20 protein-coding genes are annotated in these 18,985 nt (G+C 71.9%); 5 read left to right on the plus strand and 15 right to left on the minus strand.

Annotated elements, in window-relative coordinates; all coding sequences use genetic code 11:
* Window positions 1–5: 5 nt before the first annotated feature.
* From AB5G72_RS09675 to AB5G72_RS09720, 10 genes are all read right to left on the minus strand, one after another.
* Entirely contained in the window at window positions 6–296 is a 291-nt protein-coding gene (locus AB5G72_RS09675) for an acylphosphatase (protein ID WP_440219757.1), read from the minus strand.
* Window positions 293–781: an OsmC family protein gene (locus AB5G72_RS09680; RefSeq protein WP_440219758.1), complete on the minus strand. Its 489-nt coding sequence runs from the start codon at window positions 779–781 to the stop codon at window positions 293–295. Before AB5G72_RS09680 ends, AB5G72_RS09675 begins: the two co-directional genes overlap by 4 nt.
* Window positions 782–813: 32 nt before the next feature.
* On the minus strand, window positions 814–1,731 hold the full coding sequence (gene mutM / locus AB5G72_RS09685; RefSeq protein ID WP_440219759.1) for a bifunctional DNA-formamidopyrimidine glycosylase/DNA-(apurinic or apyrimidinic site) lyase: 918 nt from the start codon (window positions 1,729–1,731) through the stop codon (window positions 814–816).
* A gap of 1 nt (window position 1,732) precedes the next feature.
* Entirely contained in the window at window positions 1,733–2,431 is a 699-nt protein-coding gene (rnc, locus tag AB5G72_RS09690; protein ID WP_440219760.1) for a ribonuclease III, read from the minus strand.
* Complete coding sequence (locus AB5G72_RS09695; RefSeq protein ID WP_440219761.1) at window positions 2,428–3,027, minus strand: YceD family protein; 600 nt, start codon at window positions 3,025–3,027, stop codon at window positions 2,428–2,430. The genes rnc and AB5G72_RS09695 overlap by 4 nt, the downstream gene beginning before the upstream one ends.
* A gap of 23 nt (window positions 3,028–3,050) precedes the next feature.
* On the minus strand, window positions 3,051–3,842 hold the full coding sequence (locus tag AB5G72_RS09700; protein ID WP_325767745.1) for a DivIVA domain-containing protein: 792 nt from the start codon (window positions 3,840–3,842) through the stop codon (window positions 3,051–3,053).
* 128 nt (window positions 3,843–3,970) lie between these two features.
* Window positions 3,971–4,444: a pantetheine-phosphate adenylyltransferase gene (gene coaD, locus AB5G72_RS09705; RefSeq protein ID WP_154827719.1), complete on the minus strand. Its 474-nt coding sequence runs from the start codon at window positions 4,442–4,444 to the stop codon at window positions 3,971–3,973.
* Window positions 4,441–5,046 (minus strand): 16S rRNA (guanine(966)-N(2))-methyltransferase RsmD, encoded by a 606-nt coding sequence (gene rsmD / locus AB5G72_RS09710; protein WP_440219762.1) that lies wholly within the window; start codon window positions 5,044–5,046, stop codon window positions 4,441–4,443. Before rsmD ends, coaD begins: the two co-directional genes overlap by 4 nt.
* Window positions 5,047–5,066: 20 nt before the next feature.
* Window positions 5,067–7,367 (minus strand): ATP-dependent DNA helicase RecG, encoded by a 2,301-nt coding sequence (gene recG / locus AB5G72_RS09715; RefSeq protein WP_440219763.1) that lies wholly within the window; start codon window positions 7,365–7,367, stop codon window positions 5,067–5,069.
* Entirely contained in the window at window positions 7,364–9,082 is a 1,719-nt protein-coding gene (locus AB5G72_RS09720; protein ID WP_440219764.1) for a DAK2 domain-containing protein, read from the minus strand. The genes recG and AB5G72_RS09720 overlap by 4 nt, the downstream gene beginning before the upstream one ends.
* A gap of 127 nt (window positions 9,083–9,209) precedes the next feature.
* Here AB5G72_RS09720 and AB5G72_RS09725 point away from each other — a divergent pair, with 127 nt between their 5' ends.
* Window positions 9,210–10,004, plus strand: a complete 795-nt coding sequence (locus AB5G72_RS09725) for an enoyl-CoA hydratase-related protein (protein WP_440219765.1) — start codon at window positions 9,210–9,212, stop codon at window positions 10,002–10,004.
* A gap of 35 nt (window positions 10,005–10,039) precedes the next feature.
* Here the strand turns inward: AB5G72_RS09725 and AB5G72_RS09730 are convergent, their stop codons facing one another.
* From AB5G72_RS09730 to thiL, 3 genes are read right to left on the minus strand one after another with little or no spacing between them, the layout of a single operon-like run.
* Window positions 10,040–10,750 carry a uracil-DNA glycosylase gene (locus AB5G72_RS09730; protein ID WP_440219766.1) on the minus strand — a complete coding sequence of 237 codons (711 nt, stop codon included), beginning with the start codon at window positions 10,748–10,750 and terminating at the stop codon, window positions 10,040–10,042.
* A gap of 3 nt (window positions 10,751–10,753) precedes the next feature.
* Complete coding sequence (locus AB5G72_RS09735; RefSeq protein ID WP_440219767.1) at window positions 10,754–11,275, minus strand: gamma carbonic anhydrase family protein; 522 nt, start codon at window positions 11,273–11,275, stop codon at window positions 10,754–10,756.
* A 10-nt stretch (window positions 11,276–11,285) separates the two neighbouring features.
* Entirely contained in the window at window positions 11,286–12,272 is a 987-nt protein-coding gene (gene thiL, locus AB5G72_RS09740; RefSeq protein ID WP_440219768.1) for a thiamine-phosphate kinase, read from the minus strand.
* A gap of 115 nt (window positions 12,273–12,387) precedes the next feature.
* Here thiL and AB5G72_RS09745 point away from each other — a divergent pair, with 115 nt between their 5' ends.
* On the plus strand, window positions 12,388–13,008 hold the full coding sequence (locus AB5G72_RS09745; protein ID WP_253001910.1) for a DUF3515 domain-containing protein: 621 nt from the start codon (window positions 12,388–12,390) through the stop codon (window positions 13,006–13,008).
* Window positions 13,009–13,039: 31 nt separating this feature from the next.
* On the opposite strand, the gene AB5G72_RS09750 is transcribed toward AB5G72_RS09745, so the two are convergent.
* Both AB5G72_RS09750 and AB5G72_RS09755 read right to left on the minus strand, forming a co-directional pair.
* Window positions 13,040–14,146, minus strand: a complete 1,107-nt coding sequence (locus AB5G72_RS09750; protein ID WP_440219769.1) for a D-alanine--D-alanine ligase family protein — start codon at window positions 14,144–14,146, stop codon at window positions 13,040–13,042.
* A 10-nt stretch (window positions 14,147–14,156) separates the two neighbouring features.
* Entirely contained in the window at window positions 14,157–15,155 is a 999-nt protein-coding gene (locus AB5G72_RS09755) for an NAD(P)H-dependent glycerol-3-phosphate dehydrogenase (RefSeq protein ID WP_069388469.1), read from the minus strand.
* 111 nt (window positions 15,156–15,266) lie between these two features.
* On the opposite strand from AB5G72_RS09755, the gene cofC reads away from it, so the two are divergent.
* Genes cofC through AB5G72_RS09770 form a run of 3 tightly spaced genes read left to right on the plus strand, consistent with a single transcriptional unit; the run spans window position 15,267 to window position 18,981 of the window.
* The gene (gene cofC, locus AB5G72_RS09760; RefSeq protein ID WP_440219770.1) at window positions 15,267–15,986 is read left to right on the plus strand and encodes a 2-phospho-L-lactate guanylyltransferase; all 720 of its coding nucleotides are present in this window, start codon (window positions 15,267–15,269) and stop codon (window positions 15,984–15,986) included.
* Window positions 15,983–18,079: an RNA degradosome polyphosphate kinase gene (locus AB5G72_RS09765; protein ID WP_132061045.1), complete on the plus strand. Its 2,097-nt coding sequence runs from the start codon at window positions 15,983–15,985 to the stop codon at window positions 18,077–18,079. The genes cofC and AB5G72_RS09765 overlap by 4 nt, the downstream gene beginning before the upstream one ends.
* Window positions 18,076–18,981: an NUDIX hydrolase gene (locus AB5G72_RS09770; RefSeq protein ID WP_120283532.1), complete on the plus strand. Its 906-nt coding sequence runs from the start codon at window positions 18,076–18,078 to the stop codon at window positions 18,979–18,981. The genes AB5G72_RS09765 and AB5G72_RS09770 overlap by 4 nt, the downstream gene beginning before the upstream one ends.
* The last annotated feature ends 4 nt before the right edge of the window (window positions 18,982–18,985 follow it).

Here is an 18,985-nt window from a genome sequence, read left to right on the forward strand (position 1 = left end):
CTAGGTCAGCGTTCGACGAATCCCGGGAGTCCGCCCCGGGCCGGCTCCCAGGTGTCGACGACGAGGTCCACGTGGCCGGGGGTCCCGCCGCCGCGGAGGAGTTCCAACAGGTCACGGCACGCGGGCGCCGGTCCCTCCGCCACCACGTGGACGCGCCCGTCCGGCTTGTTGGCCGCGTACCCGCTCAGCCCCAGTTCGAGTGCCCGGCTGCGGGTCCACCAACGGAAGCCCACGCCCTGGACGCGGCCGTGGACCCAGGCGACCAGCCGGACCCGGTCGGCTCCCGGGGCGCTCATGCCTCGCCGCCCCCGGTCTCGAAGCCCAGCTCGATCTCGGTGCCCGCGGTGAGCGTCCGGCCGACCGTGCACGCGGAGTCCACCGAGCGCCGGATCATCGCCACCAGTCGCTCGGCCATCGCCGGGTCGAGCCCGGACAGGTCGAGCTCGTAGCTCTCCTCCAGCAGCGGGTATCGCTCGTTCTCGCGGTCGGCGTCTCCGGAGACGCGAACGGTCGCGGAGTAGTCGTCACCCAACCGGCGGGAGATCGTGAAGTCGGAGGCCATGGCCGTGCAGGCCCCGAGCGCGATCTTGAGCAACTCCCCCGGGGTGAACACCCCCTCGACGTCGGCCGAGCCGATCTCGACCCGGGCCCCCCGGGAAGATGTCCCCACGTAGCGTCGGGTCCCGGTGCGTTCGACACGGAGATCGGGACCGGGGTGCGCCGCCTGCGGGGCGGCCGGCGCGGGCGTCTGCGTGGGGGTGGGGGGCGTCGACTCAGTCATGCGGTCATCGTACGACCGGTCCGCGGGCCACCTCAGCCCCGCCGCGGCGCGCGGGACCGACGTGGCGGGCGGGACCGGCGTGGCGCGGGCTGGCAGACCGGGCAGAAGTGCGAACCGCGGTTCATGAAGTCCTCCCGCACCACGGCCGTCCCACACCGCGCGCACGGCAGGCCCGCCCGTCCGTAGACGTCGAGGGAGCGATCGAAGTACCCCGAGGCGCCGTTGACGTTGACGTACAGCGCGTCGAATGAGGTGCCGCCGGCCGCCAGCGCGTCCGCCATCACCTCGCGGGCGTGCTCGAGGACCCGGGTCACGGCGCGGAGTGTCACGGCGCCGGACCGCCGGCGGCCGTGGAGACCGGAGCGCCACAAGGCCTCGTCGGCGTAGATGTTGCCGATCCCCGAGACCACGGTCTGATCCAGCAGGAGGCGCTTGATCTCGGTGTCCCGGCGTCGGATCGTCCGGGCGGCGACGAGGGGGTCGAACCCGGGCTCGAACGGGTCCGCCGCGATGTGGGCGGCCGGCGCGGGCAGGAGCTGCCCCGTGCCGTCGAGGGCCTCCGCCAGCGGCACGACCGTCCACCCGCCGAACGTCCGCTGATCGACGAAACGCAGCTCCATGCCGTCGTCGAGCTCGGCTCGCGCGTGCAGATGGCGTACCGGCGGCGCACCGCCCTCGGCGACCAACATCTGACCGCTCATCCCCAGGTGCACGAGCAGACAGTCCGCGCCCGCCGCGTGGTCGGAGTCCAGGGTGAGCCACAGGTACTTGCCGCGACGCCGGGCGCCGCTGACGGTGCGGCCGGTCAGACGCGCGACGATCTCGGGAGCGCCGCCCGGCTGCCGACGGGCGGTGCGGGCGCCGCTGACCTCCACGGCCGTGATCGCACGCCCGACGACGTGATCGGCCAGGCCCCTGCGGACGACCTCGACCTCGGGTAGTTCGGGCACGTCAGCGGGTGGTCCCGTCCAGGGCGGACCACGCCTGCTCGGCGGCCTTCTGTTCGGCCTCTTTCTTGGTGCGTCCGGTCCCTTCGCCCAGGGACTCATCGCCCACGAACACCACCGCGGCGAAGGTCTTGTCGTGGTCCGGCCCGGTGGAGGTGATCTCGTACCGCACCCTGGGCCTGCCCGTCGACGCGCACTTCTCCTGCAGGCTGGTCTTCCAGTCGAGCGCCGCCCCCAGATGCGGGACCACCTGCAGTCGGTCGCCGATGATCCGTTCGATCAGATCCCGGGCCGTCTCGAGCCCGTGGGTCAGATAGACCGACCCGAACACCGCCTCGAGGGTGTCGGCGAGGATCGAGTGCTTGTCGCGACCGCCCGTCAGTTCCTCACCGCGGCCGAGCCGCAGGTGATCTCCCAGGCCGCCGGGGCCGATCTCGCGCGCGATGTCGGCCAGGACGTAGGTGTTGACCAGGCTCGCGCGGATCTTGGCGAGGTCCCCCTCGGGACGGTCCGGGTACGCCGTGTAGAGGTACTCCGTCACGACCAACTCGAGCACCGCGTCGCCGAGGAACTCCAACCTCTCGTTGTGGGGCAGACCGCCGTGCTCATAGGCGTACGACCTGTGGGTCAGAGCCTGGGTGGCGAGGTCGGCGGGGAGGGCGACCCCCAGGACGGAGTCCAGGGGCGACGGCTGGTCCGTCACGCGCGGTCCTCACCGGCATCGCCGGCTCCGGTGGACCCGAACTTCTCCGCCAACCCGGCCCAGCGCGGGTCGATCCGGCCCTCGGCGTCGCCGGAAACGCCGTCGGGAGCGGGGGTGTCGGGGTTGATGCACTCGTCGTGACCGTAGTCGGTGCACGTCGGCGACATGGGGAACTCCAGACCGAACGCGTCGACGAGCGCGGGCTCGAGGTCGAGCAGGTCGCCGTCGAGGAGACGGACCTCGTCCTGTTCGGCGGCCTCGGCCGCGGCGGTGCCCTCGGCAGCGAACATGTCGGTCAGGTCGACGCCCACCCAGGCGGAGAACTCGCCCAGGCAGCGTGCGCACTCGACCTCGGCCCGCCCGGTGACGGAACCGGTGACCAGCACACCCTCGTCGACGTAGGTCAGCATGAGGTCGAGGTCCACCTCGGAGCCCTCGGGGATCCGGATGAACTCCACGCCGATGGCCGAGGGCAGTACGGCGGCACGCTGCACCGGCACCATCGAACCGGGCGCGCGTCCGAGGACGCGGGTGTCGAGGACGAGCGAATCGGCGGCAGGGCGGCCGTGGCGGGGGGAACGGGAGGTGGTGGACACGCCCAGCAGACTACCCGCCGGCGTCAGTAGTCCCCGTACCCGTCGCCCGGGCGCTCGTCCTCGCGGACCCCCCGCCGACCGGTGGGCTCCCGTCGCCCGACCGGGGCGACCCCGTGCAGTTCCTCGCGACCCCGGCTGACGGTGCGCATCGTGGTGCCGAGGAACTCCTCGAACCGGGCCATCTTCTCGTCGATGTAGGCGTCGCATTCCTCGCGCCGACGCTCGCTCTCGGCGTGCGCGGCGTCCCGCACCCGCGCGGCCTCCTCGTCGGCGATGCGGACGACCTCGGACTCGGACAGCATCCGCTGCTGCTCCTGCCGGGCTTCGGTGATCGTGCGGTCGTAGAGGATGTTGGCCTGTTCGACGAGCCGGTCGGCCTCGGCGCGGGCGCGGCTCGTGGTGGACTCGGCATCCCGACGCGAGCGGTCGAGGAGCTCCGCCGACTCGGCGCGGGCGTCGCCCACCAGCCCGTCGGCGTGGGTGGTCGCCTCGGCGACCATCCGGTCGGCGCGGGCCTTGGCGTCGGCGAGCATGGCATCCGCGTCCTCGCGCGCCTCGCGCAGGGTGCGGTCCGCCTCGGCGTCGGCGGCGGCGACCGTCTCCCGGGCGGTGGCATCGGCCTCCGCGAGCACCCTGTCGCGCTGGTCCAGCACGTCCTGGGCGTCGTCGAGTTCGCCGGGGAACGAGTCACGGATGTCGTCGAGCAACAGCAGGGACTCGTGCCGGGGCACCACGCAGTTCGCGGTCATGGGCAGACTGCGGGCGTCCTCGATCATCGCGTTCAGCTCATCGAGGGCCTGGAACACTCGGTACACGCTCGTCCCTTCACCGGATCGTCACTCTTGCCCCACCAGTGTGCCCGCAACACAGGTCGCCGGGCCGGTGCGTGGGCGGTGTGTCCGGCAGGTCCGGCGGGCCGACGCCGCGCGCCCCGCCCTCCCCGTCAGCCCAGGCGCTCCCTCAGGGCCCGGGCGACCTGCTCCGGGAGCAGGTGGGAGACGTCGCCGCCGAGTCGGGTGACCTCGCGGCACAGCGACGAGGAGACAAACGCCAGGTCGGCCCGGGTGGGCAGGAAGACGGTGTCGATCCCCGCGATCGAGCGGTTCATGTGGGCCATCGGCAACTCGTAGTCGTAGTCGGTGGAGTCGCGCAGCCCCTTGATCACGGCGGTGGCACCCTGATCGCGGCAGTAGTCCACGAGCAGGCCGTAGAAGCTGTCCACCCGCACCCCGGGGATGTCGGCGCAGACCTCGTCGATCATCGCCTTGCGTTCGTCGATCGAGAAGGTGCCCTGTTTGTTGGGGTTGGCGACCACGCAGACGATCACGTCGTCGAACAGAGCGGCGGCTCGCCGGATGATGTCGAGGTGCCCGAGGGTCACCGGATCGAAGGAACCTGGGCACACGACGGTGGTCATGGCCCGACCGTATCAACAGGCCGGGCCATCTCCACGGCGGTCTCGCCGTAGGTGCGCTCGAACACGACCTCGTACCCGCCCGGCCACCGCACGGCCGGGTCCCGCTTCGACCGCTCCCACACGACGAGCGCGTCCTCCGCGAGCCACCCCCCGGCGAGCAGGGCGTCCAGCACCGGTTCGTCCAGCTCCGCGGACCGCTCGTACGGGGGGTCGGCCAGGACGAGGTGGAATCCGCCCTCGACGGGGCACCGGCCACGGACCGCGGCGGGCAACGCCGCGCGCTTCACGGTGAGGCGGAACGGGGACGACGACGAGGACGACGACAACGACGACGACGCGCCCGCCGTGTTCTTCTTCAGGCACGCCACCGCGCGCTGGTTCTCCTCGACGAACCACGCCACGTCGACTCCCCTCGAGACCGCCTCGAGCCCGAGTGCGCCGGAGCCTGCGAACAGGTCGAGAACGGCCGCGCCGTCCAGGTCGACCCGGCTTCCGATGGCACTGAAGAGCGCCTCGCGGACGCGGTCCGTGGTGGGCCTGGTGCCGGCTGGCGGCACGGTGATCGACAGCCCGCGCAGGCGGCCGGAGATGATGCGGGTCATGTCTTCCCTGTGGTCGTGGGTCAGTATCTGAACAGGTAGTCGGATTCCTCGGAGCCGGCCAGGCGGCGGACCCGCTCCGCGAGCGCCGGATGAGCGTGCAGCCCCGGGTCGGTCTCCAGGATCTGTTCGGCGTGGCGTCGGGCGATCTCGATCACCTCACCGTCGTCGACCACCGACAGCAGCCGCAACGCCGAAAGGGCACCGGACTGTGCGTCCCCGAGGACGTCGCCCTCGCGACGCTGCACCAGGTCCAGCTGCGCGAGCACGAAGCCGTCCGTCGTGGCCGCCACCGCGTCGAGCCGCTCCATCGAGCGGCCCCCGGTGCGGGAGTTGGTCACCAGCAGGCACAGGCCGGGCAGTCCGCCCCGGCCTACGCGGCCACGCAGCTGGTGCAGCTGGCTCACGCCGAAGCGCTCGGCATCCATGACCACCATGACGGTGGCCTGGGGAACGTCCACGCCGACCTCGATCACGGTCGTGGAGACGAGGACGTCGAGAGCGCCGGTCGCGAACGCCGCCATGGTGGCGTCCTTCTCCTCCGGCGGGAGTCGGCCGTGCATGAGTCCGATCCTCAGTCCGGACAGGGGCCCGGTGGAGAGGTGCTCGTGCAGGTCCACGGCCGCGGCCAACGGCGGTCGGTCGCTGCTGTTGTCGTCGTCGCCCTTGTTGTCGCCGCCCTTGTCGTCTCCGCCCTTGTTGTCGCCGCCCTTCTCGGAGTCGTCGGCGTCGATCCTGGCGCACACGACGTACGCACGGTGGCCGGCCTCCACCTCCTCGCGGACCCGCTCCCAGGTCCGCTCGAGCCAGCGCGGCTTCTCCCTCGCCGGGACGACGGAGGTGGAGATGGGGCGACGCCCACCGGGGAGCTCCTGGAGTTCGGAGACCTCCAGGTCCCCGAACACGGTCATGGCGATGGTCCGCGGGATCGGGGTCGCGGTCATCACCAACAGGTGGGGAACCAGTCCCTCGCGCCCCTTGGCGCGCAGTCGGTCGCGTTGTCGAACGCCGAAGCGGTGCTGCTCGTCCACCACCACCAGTCCCAGGTCGAAGAAGTCCACCGAGTCCTGGATCAACGCGTGGGTCCCCACGATGATCCCGGCCTCCCCGGTGACGATGTCGAGCAGGGCCGCGCGCCGCTGGGCCGTGGACATCGACCCGGTGAGCAGCACCACGCGGGTGGCCTGCTCGGCCGCTCCCAACCTGCCGCGCTCACCGAGATCGCCGAGCATCGCAGTCAGTGAACGGTGGTGCTGGACCGCCAGGACCTCGGTGGGGGCCAGCATCACGCACTGCCGCCCGGCGTCGACCACCTGGAGCATCGCCAACAACGCCACCACGGTCTTGCCCGAGCCGACCTCGCCCTGCAGGAGCCGGTTCATGGGCTCGTCACGGGTCAGGTCCGCCGAGATCTCCTCCAGTACCGACGCCTGTCCGCCGGTGAGCTCGAACGGCATCCGGGCCTCCATGGCCGCGCGGAGCCCGTCCCCGCGCACCGGGCTGGCCGGCGCCGGGTCCCGCGCGACGAACCGGCGCCTGGCGCCGAGCAGCAACTGCAGCGCGAGTGCCTCGTCGAAGCGCAGCCGGTACCCGGCCCGATCCTTGTCCCGGGAGTTCTCGGGTAGGTGGGCCTTACGCAGTGCCTCGTCGAGGTCCATGAGGCCCGCCACCGACCGGACCGTGTCGTCGAGCGGGTCGACCACCGGCACCAACGCCCGAAGGGCGGTGACCACCGCGCCGAGCAGGTCCCAGGAGGTGACCCCCTCCTTGGCCGCGTACACGGGCAACAGTGGCCGGTCGAACAGGCTCGGTCCGCCCTCGGCATCGATCTCCGCGGCCAGGCGGGCCAACGCGGCGAGATCGCCGGACCCCTTGAGCTGGCCGCCCGGGCCGGTCACCGGACGCAGGACGAGGAACTCGGGATGCTTGAGGTCCAGTGACCGGCGGAAGCGGGAAACGGTGCCGTCGAACATCGCCAGCGTCCCCACCGGGAGCATGAACTTGATCTTGCGCCCGGCGAAGAACACGACCCGGAACGTCGTGTCGCCGTCCTCGACCGTCAGCGTGAGCATCTCCCGCGTCTGCCGCTGCTTGGTCTGGTAGGTGCGGGTCTGCGCAGTGGTGACCTTGCCGATCACCGTGACCCGCTCGCCGTCGACCAGTTCCCGCTTGTCGTAGCGCTGCCCGTGCTGCCGGTAGCGGCGCGGCAGAGTGTGCAACAGGTCGCCGACGCTGCGGTGCCCGAAGGCGGCGGTGATGCGCTCCGCCAGCCCGGGGTCGAGGACCTCGGCGAGCGGGGTGTCCGTGGTGGCCAGAGAGGTCATTCGACCCCGACTTGGGCCACGGCCCGCCCGGGGCCTGCGGCGTACCCGACCACCTCGATGTCGGGGTGGGAAGACCGCACGCGGGACAGCGCCGACTCGGTCGCCGCCTCGTCGTAGGCGTCACCGAACAGTACGGTGACGAGTTCGCCTCCGGAGGACAGCACCCGGTCGACGAGCGCACACACCGCGTCGACCGCGTCGGACTCGATCAGTGCGACGTCGTGCCCCACCACGCCGAGCAGGTCGCCGGCCGTGCACCGACCCACCAGGGTCAGCGCGTCCTGCTCCGCCCGGATCAGGTGGGCGTGCCGGGTCCCGGCCGCGGCGTCGGCCATGGAGAACCCGTCCAGCGACAGGGTGGTCGTGGGGTCGTGCACCGCCAGGGCGGCCAGGCCCTGGACCACGGATCCGGTCGGCAGGATCAGTGCGTGACCCTCGCCGTCGCGTAGCGCGGCGTCGATCGCGCCGATCTGGTCGCGGGACAGTTCGCCGTTGGGGAGCACGAGGAGCTCGTCGGCGTCGACGGCGAGCACCGCGTCGATCACGCCCTCCCCGTCGTCCCCGGGGTCGACGGTCGCCGCCCCGGCCTCGGAGAACAGGTCGGCCAGCGGCCCCTCCGGCACGATGGCGACGACCTTGCGCAGCCCGGGGTCGCCGGTTCGCGGGTCCGAACCGTGCGGGTCCCCGGCGTCGTGGGCCCGGTGCTGCCCGGGTCGATCGCCCACGGGGTCGAGCATGTCGGTCACCCGGATCTCGGTGACCCGCCCGAGCGACAGGGCCGCCTCGATCGCGGCGCCGATGTCGTCGGTGTGGACATGCACCGCCCACCTGGCATTGGCTCCGGAGCCACCGTCGCCGACGACACCCACGCTGTCGCCCACCATCCGGAGTGCGGTCCGCAGCTCGTCGGCGCGCGCGTCGTCGGAGTGGGTGAGGGAGTACATCACCTCGTAGCGGGTCCCGGCGTCCTCGTGCGGTTCGTCCGTATCGTGCCCGGGCGTTGACGACGCCTCTGCGCCGTCCTTCGGGATGAAGTAGTCCGGCCGTTCGGGGGTCTGACCCGCCAGGATCTCGACCATGGCGTCCAGCAGGACGAGCAGCCCACGCCCGCCGGCGTCGACGACGCCGGCCCTGCTCAGCGCGGGCAGTTGTGACGTGGTCCTGTCGAGCGCCTCGGCGCCGGCGTCGGCGGCCACGCGGGCCACCTCGACCAGCGAGGAGGCGGAGGACCGTCCGGCCGCGGCCGCGGCCTCCCGCAGGACCGTGACGATGGTCCCCTCGACCGGCTCGCTCAACGCGTGGTCCACGAGGGTCACCGCGGTCCGCAGTGCGCGCCGGTAGGTGGAGGCGTCGACCACGGTGAAGGTCGCCGCCTCGCCGACCGCCCGCAACACCTGCGACAGGATCACGCCGGAGTTCCCCCGCGCACCGTGCACGGCCCCGTGGCCCAGCGCGACGGCGATCTCGCGGGCGCCGGCGGTGCCCCCGCCCTCGGAGATCCACGCGTCCTCGCCCTCGGCCCGGTCCACGGCCGCCCGCATGGTGTAGAGCAGGTTCGTTCCGGTGTCGGCGTCGGGGACCGGGAAGACGTTGAGGGCGTTGATCTCCTCGCGGCGGGCGGCGAGCTGCTCGACGCACCGCCGGGCCCACGTGAGCAGCCCGTGCGCGTCGAGGGTCGACGGGCGTTCCTCGACACGTGTCGACTCCTGCGTCATCACCCCTCCTCACCGCGCTCCCACCCCTGCGGCCATCTTCCCTGTCGGCCCGGCCAAGCCTAGTACCCTCTGCACTCGACAGCCGTCCGACTAGCCGAGACGGCCGACACGACCCGGGAGCACCACGATGACCGCAGACCTCACCGCCACCCCCCTCGTCACTCTCACCGACGGGGTACTCACGCTCCCGGTCTCGCTGGAGGGCAAGGGCAACTCACTCGATTCCGACGCGGTCGACCAGGCGGCCATCACCCTCCGTGCGCTCCTCGACGGCGAGATCGACGCCGGTTCGGTCCTGCTGGTGGGCCTGGGCAAGAATTTCTGTAACGGCGGCAACGTCCCGGGCTTCGCCGCGGCCGAGGATCGTTCGGAGCACGTGCGGGAGCTCGCGGACCGGCTGCACGGAGTCGTCCGGATGCTCGACGAGGTGACCGTGCCCGTGGTCGCCGCGGTCGCGGGGTGGGCGGCCGGCGCCGGCGCCTCGCTGGCCATGGCCGCGGACTTCTCGGTCGGCGGGCCCGACACCCGACTGCTCGCTGCCTACCCGGGCATCGGGCTGTCGCCGGACGGAGGGATGTCGTGGCGCCTGCCGCGGGCCGTCGGTCAGCCCGCGGCGCGGGCGTTCATCCTCGGCAACGAACCGATGGACGGTGGGCGCGCGTTCCAGTTGGGCCTGCTCACGACTTTCGTCGACGGCGATGTCCGAGAGGCCGCCCGGTCGCTGGCGGTGCGTCTCGCGGCCGGACCGCGCGCATCCTACGCCGCCGCGAAGGCGCTCCTGCGTGCCTCCGAGAACGCCACACTGGCGGATCAGCTCGACGCCGAGCGCGAGTCGATCGCCCGCCTCGCCGTCTCGCCGGACGGCATCGAGGGCGTGGATGCGTTCGTCGCCAAACGCCGCCCGGAGTTCGGACGGGGCTGAGCCGGGAACGCCACGTCGTGGACCGGCCGGGGCCGCTACATCTGTAGCGGATCCTCGGGCAGTCGCCAGTCCACCGGCTCGACGCCGAGTCCCCGCAGTTCCTCGTCGGCCCGGCTGAACGGCCGTGAGCCGAAGAACCCCCGCGACGCCGAGAGCGGCGACGGGTGCGCGGACGCGATCACGGGGGTGTCCCCCAGCATCGGCGCCAGCGACTGCGCGTGACGTCCCCACAGGATCGCCACCATCGGGCGATTCCGCTCGACCAGGGCCTCGATCGCCCGCCCGGTGACCTCCTCCCACCCCTTGCGGCGGTGGGAGGCGGGCTCCCCGAGCGCGACGGTGAGCACCCTGTTGAGCAACAGGACCCCTGCACGGCTCCAGGCCCCGAGGTCGCCGTGCCCGGGGGCCGCCAGTCCCAGGTCGTCCGTGTACTCGCGATAGATGTTGACCAGGCTTCGCGGGAGCGGGCGCACGTCGCCGTCGACCGCGAAACTCAGTCCGACGGCGTGGCCGGGCGTCGGGTACGGGTCCTGCCCCACGATGAGCACGCGCACGTCGTCGAACGGCTGGGTGAACGCACGCAGGACCCGGTCGGCGGCGGGGAGGTATCCCCGGCCCGCCGCGTTCTCGGCGCGGAGGAAATCGCCCATCCGGTGGATCCGCTCCTCGACGGGCGCGAGTGCACGAGCCCAGCCGGGGTCGAGGAGGTCGGCCAACGGGGTGGGCGGGGCGTGTCGGTCGCTCACCGGTCAGTCGAGTCGACGCAGGTCGGCGCGGTAGCGGATGGCGTTGTCGTGATACATCTGGGTGTTGCCCTCGAGCATCGCGGGGTCCACCTCGAATCCCTCGCGGATCTTCGCCGGCATCCCCATCGCCATCCGACGGGCGGGGAGTTCGAAGCGGGGCGGGACCAGGCACCCGGCGGCCACGACCGCCCCGGCCCCGATCACGGAGGCGTTGAGCACGATCGAACCCGACGAGATGAGGGCGCCGTCCCCGATGGTCGCACCTTCGATGTGCGCGTTGTGCCCCACCACGCAGTGAGCGCCGATGATCGTCGGTTCGGTGGCCGTGCAGTGGACGATCGTGCCGTCCTGGATGTTGGTCATGGCGCCGATCTCGATGCGCCCGTAGTCCCCGCGCAGGACCGCGGTGGGCCACACCGAGGCGCCGGCGCCGAGCGTCACCCGGCCGATGACCACCGCATCGGGGTGCACCCAGGCGTCGGGTGCGATGTCGGGTTCGAGGTCTCCCAGTGCGTAGACAGCCATGCGGCTCAGCCTAGTTCGCGCCGCGGGCGGAGTCCCAGCCTCCCGGTGTGCGGGGCTCACCGTCGACGGTGACCCGGCCGGGCTCTCCCGACCGGACGGTGCCGATCGCCGTGAACCCGGGCGGGAGCACCGCCCCGGGTGGGAACGTCCCGAGCAGTCCGTGGTCCTCACCACCGTCGAGGACCCAGTCCAGCACCTGTCGCCCGGGGTCCGCGACGCCCAGTGTTCCCGCGGCGTCGGCCAGGATCGGGTCGACGGGCAGCGAGTCGGTGACGAGGTCGGCCGCGACCCCCGAGGCCCGCGCTAGCCCCGACAGGTCGCGCAGCAGACCGTCGCTGACGTCGGTGAGAGCCCGCGCGCCAGCCAGCCGGGCGGCGGTGCCGGAACCGATCGGCGGTACGGGTACCCGGTGCGACCGCTGGAGCGGGCCGTCGGGGTGCCCGGCCAGGAGCAGCGCCAGCCCGGCGGCCGAGCGTCCGGGCGCGCCGGTGAGCGCGACCGTGTCGCCGGGCTCCGCCCCGTCGATCCTCAGGGGGCGGGCTCCGTGCGGGAGGGTGCCGATCGCCGTCACGCCGACGACGACGAGGTCCGCTCTGGTGAGATCCCCGCCGACCACGACGGCGCCGGATCGCGCGGCCTCCCCGTGAACACCCTCCGCAAGGTCCGCGATCTGCCCCATCGTCGTCGCGGCCGGTACGGCGAGGGCGACCAGGACACGTGTGCACTCGGCCCCCATCGCCAGGACGTCGGAGACGTTCTGCGCCACCGCGCGCCTGCCCACGTCGCCCCAGCCGGTGAGGTCGAGACGGAAGTGGGTGCCCTCGACGAGCATGTCGGTGGTGACCACGGTGGCAGCGGCGGGTCCCAGAACCGCGGCGTCGTCGCCGTTGCCGACCGGGTCGTCTACGGCGTGCCCGGCCGCGCCGCGCAGGACGGCGAGCACCGCGGCCTCGCCCGCCTCGGCGACGGTGAGGGCGCGGTCGGACACGGCGGCCACCTCTGCTTCCCGTGGTGTCTCGTCGCCGGGCACACCGGCGGGGGTCTGTAGCGTTGCCGTCAGGTTAGCGGCTGCCCGAGTCGGCGGCCGATCGTGGGAGGAAGGACGACACGACGTGGCTTCGACGGATTCGGACCCGGCCGGGCGGTATGACGCCGGCCCGCGGGACACCGGTACCCCGGGTGCGCGGGCGGTCCCCGTGTCGACCATCGTGGTGGTCCTCGCGGTGGTCGTCCCGCTGGTCATGCTCGCCGTCGTCTTGGTGCTGTTCCGCTCGGTGGGTGAGGAGGCCAGGGAGGCGGCCGCGAGCGAGCCGGTGGCCGCGGTGCCCATCCCCTCGCCCGGAGCCGGGTCCGAGGAGTGCGCGACGCTGCTCGAGGCGCTCCCGGAGTCGCTCGGGGAGGCCGGCCGGGTCGCTCTCGCCGAACCGGCGCCGGAGGGGGCGGCGGCGTACCGGATGCCCGATGCCGAACCGGTGATCGTCCGCTGCGGGCTGCCGGCTCCGCCGACCTTCACGGTGGGGGTGGGCCTGCAGGAGGTCAACGGCGTCCAGTGGTTCAACGAGCCTGATCCGGACCCGGCGGTCACCGCGTCGACCTGGGTCGCGGTCGATCGTCCGCAGTTCGTCGCGGTGACGCTGCCCGACGGCAGTGGCACCGGACCGATCCAGGACCTGTCCGACGCGCTCGGCGCGACCCTCGAGGCCGTCGAGCCGGATCCCGCACCGATCGGCTGACCCGGCCGATCGGGGCCGGAGGGCGGTCGTCTCAGCCGCGGGCGAGCGCGGTCCGCACCAGGGTGTCGAGCAGGGTCGGGTAGTCCACGCCCGTCGCCGCCCACATCTGCGGGTACATGGAGATCGGCGTGAACCCGGGGATGGTGTTGACCTCGTTAATCACCGGCCCGTCGGCGGTGACGAAGAAGTCCACCCGACTCAGCCCCCGGGCATCCAAGGCGTGGAACGCCTCCACGGCCAGTGCGCGCAGTCGCCCGTTCTCCTCGTCCGACAGATCGGCGGGAAGGTCGAAGGTGGTGACGTCGTCGAGGTACTTGGTGTCGAAATCGTAGAACGCGTCACCCTCGGTCTCGCCCTCCCCGCCGGTGGGCTCGCCGGGGATGTGCAGTTCGGCGGGCAGGCTCGCCTCCACCCGGCCATCGGGGTACTCGAGGACCCCGCATTCGACCTCGCGCCCGACGATCGCGGCCTCGACGATCACCTTCGGATCGAAGCGTCGCGCCTCCGTGATCGCCGCATCGAGTTCCTCCGCCCGCGACACCTTGGTGATGCCGATGGACGAGCCGCCGCGGGCCGGCTTGACGAACAAGGGCAGGCCCAGGCGGTCGCGGTCCGACGCCGAGAGTGTCTCCGTACCCGGCCGGAGCACGACCTGCCGCCCAATCGGCAGTCCCGCCGCGCCCAGGACGACCTTGGTGAACTCCTTGTCCATGCCGGCGGCACTGGCGAACACTCCCGGGCCGACATAGGGGATGCCCGAGAGTTCGAGCAACCCCTGGACGGTCCCGTCCTCGGCGTGGGTGCCGTGCATGACGGGGAAGACGACGTCCACCCGTGAGAGTTCCTCCCCCGCCCGGTCACCGTCTGAGAACCGCAGGACCCCACGGTCGTCGGTGGACAGCCCCAGTGCGACCCGGGGGCGGTGTGGGTCGACGACCGGCATGCTGCGGTCGACGATCCGCAGGTCGGACACGTCCTCCGGGCCGAGCGTCCACGTCCCGGATTCGGTGATCCCGACGGGGATGACCTCGTAGCGGGCGGGGTCGAGGTGCGACATGACGGCGCCGGCGGAGACGCAGCTCACGGAGTGCTCCGAGCTGCGACCGCCGTAGAGGACGGCAACGGTGATGCGATTCACCGGGCCGAGGCTACTCGGGCTTGGTGCTCCGCCTCATGAGGCGCACCGCCACCTCGACGGCGTCGCCCCCCTCGTGACAGATCTCGTGGATCGCCTCCGTCAGCGGCATCTCCACCCCGACCCTACGGGACAGTTCGCGGATCGACGTGCACGACTTGACCCCCTCGGCGACCTGACCGTTGGTGGCCTGCTGGGCCTGTTCCAGGGTCTCTCCCCTGCCCAGACGCTCGCCGAAGGTCCGGTTGCGGGACAGGGGCGAGGTGCAGGTCGCCACGAGGTCCCCGAGGCCCGCCAGCCCCGCGAAGGTCATCTGGTTGGCGCCCAGCGCCACGCCGAGCCTGGTGGTCTCGGCCAGCCCTCGGGTGACGAGGGTGGCCATGGTGTTGTCGCCCAGCCCCATCCCGGTGGCGATGCCGCACACGAGGGCGATGACGTTCTTGGTGGCGCCACCGATCTCGCAGCCCACGACGTCGGTGTTGGTGTACGGGCGGAAGTAGGGCGTGGAGAAGGCGTCCTGGAGCCGGGCCGCGCGCTCGTCGTCCGTGCAGGCGATCACGGTCGCCGCGGGCTGCCCCTCCGCGATCTCCCTCGCGAGGTTGGGGCCGGACAGCGCGGCGATCCGGCGATCGTCGAGCCCGGTGACCTCCGCGACGACCTCGCTGATGCGCATCAGGGTCCCTGTCTCGATGCCCTTGGCCAGCGAGATCACCCCGGCCTCCGGCTCGAGGTGGTCGACCCAGTGCTCGAGGTTGCCCCGCAGACTCTGGGACGGGACCGCCAGCACGACCTCCTCGGCGCCGGCCAGGACCCGCGCCGGGTCGGTCGACGCGGTGACCGTCGCCGGCAGCACGATGCCGGGGAGGTATTTGGAGTTGCAGTGCGCGTCGTTGATCCCGGCTGCCACCTCGTCCCGACGGGCCCACATCACGACCTCGGATCCGGCGTCGGCGAGAACCTTGCCGACCGCAGTCCCCCAGGACCCCGCACCCATCACCGCGATCCGCGCCATCATCGCCTCCCGACCGTCGACCTGCTCCCAACCGCCACCCTCAGGCGGATCGTGGTCAAACGCTACCCGGCGGAGGACGCTCGTGAGGCCCGGCTGGCAGGATGGCGGGCGATGAGCACAGCGGGGCACGGCGGGTCGACGGCTGACGGGTGGACGATCGTCGTCCCCGTCAAGGCGCTCGAGCGCGCCAAGAGCCGGTTGGTGCCCGCACTCACCGCGGACGGCAGGAGGGCTCTCGTGGTGGCGATGGCCGTGGACGTCCTGGCCGCCTGCCGGGGGACCCCGGGAGTCGCCCGCGTTCGCGTCGTCTCCGCCGACCCCCGTGTGGAGGAACTGGCCTCGGGGGCGGGGGCGGAGTTCGTCGACGAACCCGCCCGTACGGACCCCCGCCACGGTGACCCCCTCAATTTCGCCCTGGACAACGCACTCGCCGACGTCCCGGGTCCGGTCGGAGTGGTCGCGGCGGATCTCCCGGAACTGCGACCCGAGCACCTCGCGCGGATCCTGGACATCGCCGGCCGGCACCCGCACGCCACGGTCACGGACCACCGCGGAGCCGGGACCACGATGGCGTTCTGGACCGGCGCGCCCGGTCCCCGTGTCTGCCGGTTCGGTGTCGATTCGGCCGCCCGGTACCGCGACGAGGGCGGCGCGGTACAGATCGCGGCGGTGGGCGATCTGGCCGCCGCCGCCCGGGATGTCGACGTCCCGGAGGATCTCGCGAGGTTGCCGGGGCGGTCCGTCGGTCCCGCCACCGCCGCGGCCCTCCGTGACCCCTCCGTCCGCCTCCTCGCCCACTCGACCGGGGTATCGGCCACAATGGTCCCGTGACCGCCGAACCGACCGCCCTCCAGGGATTGCCCCGGCCCCGCGACCGCTACCTCAACCGCGAACTGAGCTGGCTCGACTTCAACGCCCGGGTCCTCGCACTCGCCGGGGAGAAGGACCTCCCGCTGCTGGAGAGAGCCAAGTTCCTCGCGATCTTCGCCTCGAACCTCGACGAGTTCTACATGGTCCGCGTGGCCGGTCTCCAGCGCCGCGACAAGACGGGACTGTCCGTACGCTCCGCGGACGGCCAGACCCCCGCCGAGCAGCTGGGCCGGATCAGCCGACGGACCCGGGAACTGTGCGACGAACAGACCCGCTTGTTCGAGGACGAGATCCGCCCGGCGCTGGAGGAGCACGGGATCCGGATCCTGCCCTGGGCCGACCTCACGGCCGAGGAACGCTTCACCCTCGCGGAGCTGTTCCGTAACTCGATCTTCCCCGTCCTCACGCCCCTCGCTGTGGATCCCGCCCACCCGTTCCCGTACATCTCCGGGCTGAGCCTGAACCTCGCGGTGATCATCCGCGACCTGGACTCGGGCCAGGAGCACTTCGCCCGGGTGAAGATCCCGCACAACGTCCCGCGCTTCGTCCGGGTCGACCGCGGCGGCCCGGACGAGTACGCGTTCGTCCCCGCCGAGGACATCATCGCCGCGCACCTCCAGGATCTGTTCCAGGGCATGGAGGTCGTCGAGCACCACGTGTTCCGGGTGACCCGCAACGCGGACATGGAGGTCGAGGAGGACCGCGACGAGGACCTGCTGCAGGCACTCGAGCGCGAACTCGCCCGCCGGCGCTTCGGATCGGCCGTGCGGCTGGAGATAGCGGAGGACACCACCCCGCGGATGCTCCGCATCCTGCAGCGTGAGCTCGACGTGGACTCGGCTGACGTCATCCGGTTCTCGGGCCTGCTGGACCTCACGGGGCTCTGGCAGATCCACGGGCTGGACCTGCCGGATCTCAAGGACCCGCCCATGGTGCCGGCCACTCCCCCGGCGTTCGGTGAGAGGGAGACGGCCCGCAACATCTTCGCCTCCCTCCAGGAGGGCGACGTCCTCGTCGAGCACCCCTACGAGTCGTTCGCCACCACGGTCCAGCGGTTCATCGAACAGGCCGCTGCCGACGACGACGTCCTGGCGATCAAACAGACCCTGTACCGGACCTCCGGCGACTCCCCCATCGTCAACGCGCTGGTCGATGCCGCCGCGGCCGGCAAACAGGTCGTCGCGCTCGTGGAGATCAAGGCCCGTTTCGACGAGCAGAACAACATCCGGTGGGCCCGCGAGCTCGAGCAGGCCGGAGTCCACGTCGTGTACGGCCTCCTGGGCCTGAAGACCCACTGCAAGACCTGCCTCGTGGTGCGCAAGGAAGGCGACCGGCTCCAGCGCTACGCGCACATCGGGACCGGCAACTACAACCCCAAGACGGCGCGCCTGTACGAGGACGTCGGCCTGTTCACCGCCGACGAGGACGTCGTGTCGGACCTGACGGATCTGTTCAACCACCTGACCGGGTTCTCCAACGTGAGCAAGTACCGCCGCCTCCTCGTGGCGCCGGAGGGCATCCGGACGGGGATCATCGAGCGGATCGACCGCGAGATCGAGCTGGCCGCCGAGGGACGCGAGGCCGGTATCCGGCTCAAGGCGAACGCCCTCGTCGACGAGCAGGTCATCGATGCCCTGTACCGCGCATCCCAGGCCGGGGTTCCGGTCGACATCGTGGTCCGTGGCATCTGTTCCCTCCGAGCGGGCGTCCCCGGCCTGAGCGAGAACATCCACGTCCGCTCGATTCTCGGGCGCTTCCTCGAGCACTCCCGGATCCTGCACTTCCGGGGCGCCGACGAGGCCCTCATCGGCAGTGCGGACATGATGCACCGCAATCTGGACCGCCGCGTAGAGGTGATGGTCACCGTCACCGATCCCCGGCTCAAGGCCCAGATCCACCGCATCTTCGACTCGGCCCTCGATCCGGCCACGCGCAGCTTCCATCTCCGGCACGACGCCAGCTGGGCCCGTATGCCCGCCCCGGAGGACTGGGCCGAGTCGGTCGACCATCAGGAGCGGTCGGCCTCCCTGCACGCGGGATTCCGGGACCGATGAGCAAGAAGGCCACGGTCCGGGTGGTGCCGGCGGCGGGTGCGGTCCTGTACCTCACGGACGGCGACTCGCGCCTGTGTGCGGTGGTCCACCGCCCGCGCTACGACGACTGGTCCCTGCCCAAGGGCAAGGTCGACGCGGGCGAATCGTTGCCGGTCACCGCTGTCCGGGAGATCGCCGAGGAGACGGGATTCACCGCCGTCCTGCAGTCCCGCATCGGCACCACCGGCTACCCCCTCAAGGAGAACACCCGCAAGGAGGTCACGTACTGGTCGGCGATGGCCTGCGAGGGGACCTTCGAGCCGAACTCGGAGGTCGACGAGATCCGGTGGCTCCCGGTGGAGCAGGCCAAGGATCTGGTCTCCTACCCGTTGGACCGTAAGATCCTCACCCGCTTCTGCGCGGCCCCGCCCGAGGGAAAGACCCTGCTCGTCGTCCGGCACGCCAAGGCCGGCAGCAGGAGCCAGTGGAGCGGGAACGACGACCTGCGTCCCCTCGACAAGTCCGGACGGGCGCAGGCCGAGATGCTCGTGCCGATGCTCCGGGCGTTCGGCGTGACCCGGTTGTACAGCGCGCCCAGGGTCCGGTGCGAACAGACACTCGCGCCACTGGCGGACGAGCTCGGGGTGGGGATCGCGATCGAACCGGCGCTGAGCGACGAGGCGTACCTCGACGACCCGGCAGCCGCCGTGGCCCGGCTGGCCGCGATCGCCCCGGGCGACGGCGTCGCCGTGGTGTCCTCGCAGGGAACCGCCATCCCCGGGATGATCCGGGACCTGGCGGGCTCGACCGACATCGACGTCGGCGAGGCCGCCACCAAGAAGGCCGGCGTGTGGGCCCTGGGGTTCGACGGCACGCGGCCGACCTACGCCGACTACTACCCCAGCCCGCTACCGCTGTTCTGAGCTG

Source organism: Dietzia sp. MNB45 (genome assembly GCF_051994785.1).
Taxonomy (GTDB): domain Bacteria; phylum Actinomycetota; class Actinomycetes; order Mycobacteriales; family Mycobacteriaceae; genus Dietzia; species Dietzia kunjamensis.

Excerpts from the sequence above, each read along its gene's own strand:
- AB5G72_RS09675 (WP_440219757.1), bottom strand. The coding sequence starts at position 296 with ATGAGCGCCCCGGGAGCCGACCGGGTCCGGCTGGTCGCCTGGGTCCAC.
- AB5G72_RS09680 (WP_440219758.1), bottom strand. The coding sequence starts at position 781 with ATGACTGAGTCGACGCCCCCCACCCCCACGCAGACGCCCGCGCCGGCC.
- coaD (WP_154827719.1), bottom strand. The coding sequence starts at position 4,444 with ATGACCACCGTCGTGTGCCCAGGTTCCTTCGATCCGGTGACCCTCGGG.
- rsmD (WP_440219762.1), bottom strand. The coding sequence starts at position 5,046 with ATGACCCGCATCATCTCCGGCCGCCTGCGCGGGCTGTCGATCACCGTG.
- recG (WP_440219763.1), bottom strand. The coding sequence starts at position 7,367 with ATGACCTCTCTGGCCACCACGGACACCCCGCTCGCCGAGGTCCTCGAC.
- AB5G72_RS09720 (WP_440219764.1), bottom strand. The coding sequence starts at position 9,082 with ATGACGCAGGAGTCGACACGTGTCGAGGAACGCCCGTCGACCCTCGAC.
- AB5G72_RS09725 (WP_440219765.1), top strand. The coding sequence starts at position 9,210 with ATGACCGCAGACCTCACCGCCACCCCCCTCGTCACTCTCACCGACGGG.
- AB5G72_RS09735 (WP_440219767.1), bottom strand. The coding sequence starts at position 11,275 with ATGGCTGTCTACGCACTGGGAGACCTCGAACCCGACATCGCACCCGAC.
- AB5G72_RS09755 (WP_069388469.1), bottom strand. The coding sequence starts at position 15,155 with ATGGCGCGGATCGCGGTGATGGGTGCGGGGTCCTGGGGGACTGCGGTC.
- cofC (WP_440219770.1), top strand. The coding sequence starts at position 15,267 with ATGAGCACAGCGGGGCACGGCGGGTCGACGGCTGACGGGTGGACGATC.
- AB5G72_RS09770 (WP_120283532.1), top strand. The coding sequence starts at position 18,076 with ATGAGCAAGAAGGCCACGGTCCGGGTGGTGCCGGCGGCGGGTGCGGTC.